Genomic DNA, 4,444 nt, shown 5'->3' with positions numbered 1-4,444 from the left:
CGCTCGTTGACATAGACGCGGTCAATCGCGGGGAACAGCCGCCAGTCTCGCGCCGCATAGAGCTCCGCACAATCCGGACAGAGCTCGTGCACCACACCGGCCGCGTCGCGCGCCAGTGCGGCGAGATGGCGCTGCTCGAACGGGCTCGTGGCCGACAGGATGTAGCGGGCAAACCCGATGTCCGGCGCGCGCTCGGCGGCGAGCAGATGGGCGCTCACCGCGTCCGCGATATCCAGCCGGCGATAGAGCAGCTCGTTGGCCTGCGCATTCTCCGGCGCGTAAGCCGACCGCATCGCCGGATCGTCATCGTCTTCCAGGAAGAAGCGCGAGGTCCTCAAGACCACGACAGGCAGGCCGCGCTCGCGACAGAACAGCTCGCAGAGATTTTCGGCCATCAGCTTGGTCGTGCCGTAGATGTTCTTCGGAATCGGCGGCAGGTCCTCGGTGACCCACACCGCGGCTTGGCCCGCCTCGGGGCGAAGCTGCGAGCCAAACGCGCTGGTGGTACTGGTGAAGACAAAACTGCGCACGCCGGCGGCCACGGCCGCTTCAAGCAGGTTGAGCGTGCCGGTGACGTTGGTGTCGACAAAGTCTTGCTTGCTGTGGGTCGCCACATGCGGCTTGTGCAGGGTCGCGGTGTGGATCACCGCGGTGACGCCGTCCATCTGGGCCCGGACGAAGTCGGAATCGACGATCGAGCCCACGGCATCGGTGAAGGGCGATGGCTTCAGGTCGATCCCACGCACAGACGAATCGCGCCCGCGGAGCGTGCGGAGAAGACCCTCGCCGAGATGGCCCGCGCTGCCTGTGACCAGAATTGTCATTCGAGACCCAAACGGCCGCCAGAGGCGTGGAAAACCACGTGCCCATCCGGCTCACTGGATGCTTTGGGAGAAAATTGGAGCGGGCGAAGGGGCTCGAACCCTCGACCCCGACCTTGGCAAGGTCGTGCTCTACCACTGAGCTACACCCGCATCCTGTGTCGGTCGCATGACTGCGCCGGCAACGGCTGTCGTATGCCAAAAGCGGGAGGGGAATGCAACAGCTACCGGCGGCATAGATGCGCAATCGGAGGCCCGATATGGACCCGAACGCGGCCAAATGCCCCAAAAAAGGCTCCGGAACCGGCGAATCGGCCCACACGGATTGAAATTCGGCCGTCCCGGCCCAATTTAGGGCCAACAGCGAAGCATATGAATTGGCGACGTGCTAAAGACCCGCCAATTCCAGACATCAGACGAGGGGATCCCGTGACGATCATCGACCAGGGTAACGGAGCAGCGGGCCCGGCTGCCGCCGATCTGATCAAGGACACGACTACCCAGACCTTCGTGAAGGACGTCATCGAGGAATCGAAGCGCCAGCCGGTGCTGATCGACTTCTGGGCGGAGTGGTGTGGCCCCTGCAAGCAGCTCACGCCCTTGCTGGAAAAAGCGGTCAAGGCCGCCAAGGGCAAGGTCAAGCTGGTCAAGATGAACATCGACCAGCACCCGGCGATCCCGGGCCAGATGGGCATCCAGTCGATTCCGGCGGTGATCGCCTTCGTCAACGGCCAGCCGGCCGACGGCTTCATGGGTGCGGTCCCGGAGAGCCAGCTCAACGCCTTCATCGAGAAGCTGACCAAGGGCGTGACCGCGCCGGGTGAGCCGAATATCGCGGAGATCCTCCAGGAAGCCGAGGCCGTGCTCGCAGAGGGCGATGCCGCCGCGGCCGCCCAGATCTACGCGGAGGTGTTGCAGCTCGAATCGACCAACATTGCGGCCCTCGCCGGGCTCGCGAAATGCTACGCCGTCTCCGGCGCGATGGAGCAGGCCAAGCAGACGCTCGCCATGGTCCCGGAATCCAAGCGCAACGACCCGGCTGTGAAAGCCGTGCAGACCGCGATCGATCTGGCCGAGCAGGCGGAACAGCTCGGGCCCGTCGCCGAGCTGGAACAGAAAGTCGCCGCAAACCCGCTCGATCATCAGGCCCGATTCGACCTCGCGATCGCGCTCAACGCGCAAGGCAACCGGGCAGCGGCCACCGAGCAGCTGCTCGCGATCGTCAAGCGCGACCGCAAATGGAACGACGACGGCGCCCGCAAGCAGCTGGTACAGTTCTTCGAGGCCTGGGGCGGCACGGACGATGCAACCGTCGAGGGACGCAAGCGCTTGTCGATCATCCTGTTTTCCTGACGCGCGCTGGCAAGGCCAGGGGACCCGGCAGATGCCGATCAACATCGAATATCGCGGGCCGGCCGACCTTCCGGAGATCCTTCCGGTGTTTCCGCTGCCGGGCGCGCTGCTGCTGCCGCGCGGGCAGATGCCGCTCAACATCTTCGAGCCGCGCTACCTCGCGATGATCGACGATGCCTTTCGCGACGGCCATCGCTTGATCGGCATGATCCAGCCCGACATCGCGCATTCGCCCAAGAATTCCGACAAGCCGGCGCTGTTCCGTGTCGGCTGTGTCGGCCGCATCACCCAGCTCGCGGAATCCGGCGACGGCCGCTACATCCTCGAGCTCACCGGTGTCTCGCGCTTCAAGGTCGTCGAGGAGCTTGAGGTTCTCACCGCCTACCGGCAGTGCAAGGTGGATTTCTTTGCCTTCGTCGACGACTTCACGCCGCGCATGGGCGAGGAGGAGGTCGATCGCGAAGCACTGCTGACGGTGCTGGCGGACTTTCTGAAGGCCAACAACCTCAAGGTTGACTGGGAGGGCGTCGAGACCGCTCCCAACGAAGCACTCGTCAACGCGCTGGCGATGATGTCGCCCTATGGCGTGGCCGAGAAGCAGGCGATGCTGGAAGCGCCCGACCTGAAGACCCGCGCCGAAATTTTGATCGCGGTGACCGAGATGGACCTCGCGAAGAAGCGCACCAGCGGCGATCCGCCGCTGCAGTGAGGGTAGGAATGCTCATGCAGCGTGGTAGGCCGCTTCGGCACCTCGCCGCAGCATGCTGGTGATGCTGGATGCAGGCATCGGCCGGCTGAAATAGTAGCCTTGTGTTTCGACGCAGCCTTCCTCACGGAGGATGTCCAGCTGCTCTTTCGTTTCGACGCCTTCGGCGGTCGTTATCTTGCCGAGGCTGACAGCAAAACGAACCACTGCCCGCGCAAGATGGTGCGCCTCTGCGCTCGGGCTGGATAGTTCGCTGACGAAACTGCGGTCGATCTTGATTTTGTCGAACGGGAATCTCTGCAGAAAGCTCAGAGACGAATAGCCGGTGCCGAAATCGTCCAGGGCAACTCGCACGCCAAGCTCGCGCAATTGTCCGAGCACCGCGAAAGCAGCCTCGCTATCGTGCATGATCACCGTCTCGGTGACCTCGAGCTCGAGCCTGTGTGGCGCCACTCCCGAACTCGCCAGCGCGCCGACAATGACAGCAACGAGTTCCTTGCTCCTGAATTGAGCGGGAGATAGGTTGATAGCGATCCTGACATGCGCAGGCCAATTGGCGGCTTCCGCACAGGCGGTCCGCAAGACCCATTCTCCCAGCGGCACGATAAGGCCTGTCTCCTCCGCAAGCGGGATGAATTCGCTCGGCGTGACCAGTCCTCGCTGTGGGTGATGCCAGCGGAGCAGGGCCTCGAAGCCGCGGGTCTCGCCGGTAGCGGCGCTGACGAACGGCTGATAGTGGAGCTCGAACTGACGATCGGCAAGGGCATCCCGCATATCGTGCTCCAGGTTGCGTCGCGCGTGCATGAGCTCGTCGAGTTCCGGCTCGAAGAAGCGGTATGCGCCACGTCCGCCACTTTTGGCGGAGTAGAGGGCGAGATCCGCGCTCTTCATGATCACGTCGGAATCGCTGCCATCGCGCGGCGCGATGGCGATTCCGATGCTGGTGCCGACCGTGACCCGGTGATCGCCGAGATCGAAGGGCTCGCAAAGCGCCCTTCCGATGCTCTCGGCCAGGCCGGCAGCCTCCACGGCTGGATTGGTGACGTAATCGATCACTGCGAACTCGTCGCCGCCCAGTCGAGCGATCAACGCGGTTTCGGTGGTGCATTCGCGCAGGCGCGCGGCGACGGCGCGGAGCAGGGAATCCCCCGCCGGATGTCCAAGCGTGTCGTTGACTTCCTTGAAGCGGTCGAGGTCGAGCATGAGCACGGCCAAGTCGACGCCACCGTTGCGAGTAACTGCGATGGCATGCTCCATCCGCTCCCTGAGCAGCACGCGGTTGGGCAGATCGGTCAACGCGTCATGTTGCGCCATATGAGTGATTTTGGCCTCAGACCGGCGCTGCTCGGTCACATCGAGATGTGTGGCAACCCATCCGCCACCGGCCATTGGCTGCCGCGTCACGCAGATCAACCGACCGTCGGCAAACTCGTCGATCCTGCTTGAGACCGCATCGAACGGCAGCGCGGCCAGCTTCGAGATGAATTGCTCGGCAGCCCCCTCGCTGAGATCGCCCTTGAGGATTCCGTTCACGATGCGATGCCTGATGATGTCGGTGTGCGAC

General features: G+C 63.8%; 4 protein-coding genes, 1 tRNA gene and 1 pseudogene. 2 read left to right on the top strand and 4 right to left on the bottom strand.

From position 1 onward, the window contains the following. Together IVB32_RS39850 and IVB32_RS39845 are read right to left on the bottom strand one after the other, a co-directional pair. Window positions 1-824 (bottom strand): NAD(P)-dependent oxidoreductase (locus IVB32_RS39850; protein ID WP_247413112.1); only part of this gene is annotated, 824 nt, incomplete at its 3' end. Between the two features lie 75 nt (window positions 825-899). Next, window positions 900-974 (bottom strand) — tRNA-Gly (locus IVB32_RS39845). Between the two features lie 276 nt (window positions 975-1,250). Between IVB32_RS39845 and trxA the strand changes: the two genes are divergently transcribed. Continuing rightward, window positions 1,251-2,174, top strand: a complete 924-nt coding sequence (gene trxA, locus IVB32_RS39840; RefSeq protein ID WP_007598659.1) for a thioredoxin — start codon at window positions 1,251-1,253, stop codon at window positions 2,172-2,174. Window positions 2,175-2,205: 31 nt separating this feature from the next. Continuing rightward, window positions 2,206-2,883 (top strand): LON peptidase substrate-binding domain-containing protein, encoded by a 678-nt coding sequence (locus tag IVB32_RS39835; RefSeq protein ID WP_018459676.1) that lies wholly within the window; start codon window positions 2,206-2,208, stop codon window positions 2,881-2,883. Between the two features lie 12 nt (window positions 2,884-2,895). On the opposite strand, the gene IVB32_RS39830 is transcribed toward IVB32_RS39835, so the two are convergent. Further along, window positions 2,896-4,269 (bottom strand): EAL domain-containing protein, encoded by a 1,374-nt coding sequence (locus IVB32_RS39830; protein WP_247413138.1) that lies wholly within the window; start codon window positions 4,267-4,269, stop codon window positions 2,896-2,898. Then, window positions 4,270-4,413: pseudogene (locus tag IVB32_RS39825) on the bottom strand (hypothetical protein); the annotation flags it as partial. Window positions 4,414-4,444: the final 31 nt, after the last annotated feature.

Origin of the sequence: Bradyrhizobium sp. 23, from assembly GCF_023073295.1 — a bacterium.
GTDB classification, from domain to species: Bacteria; Pseudomonadota; Alphaproteobacteria; order Rhizobiales; family Xanthobacteraceae; genus Bradyrhizobium; species Bradyrhizobium canariense_D.
The sequence above is the reverse complement of the archived record's forward strand: the minus strand, read 5'-3'. Positions and strand labels throughout refer to the sequence as shown.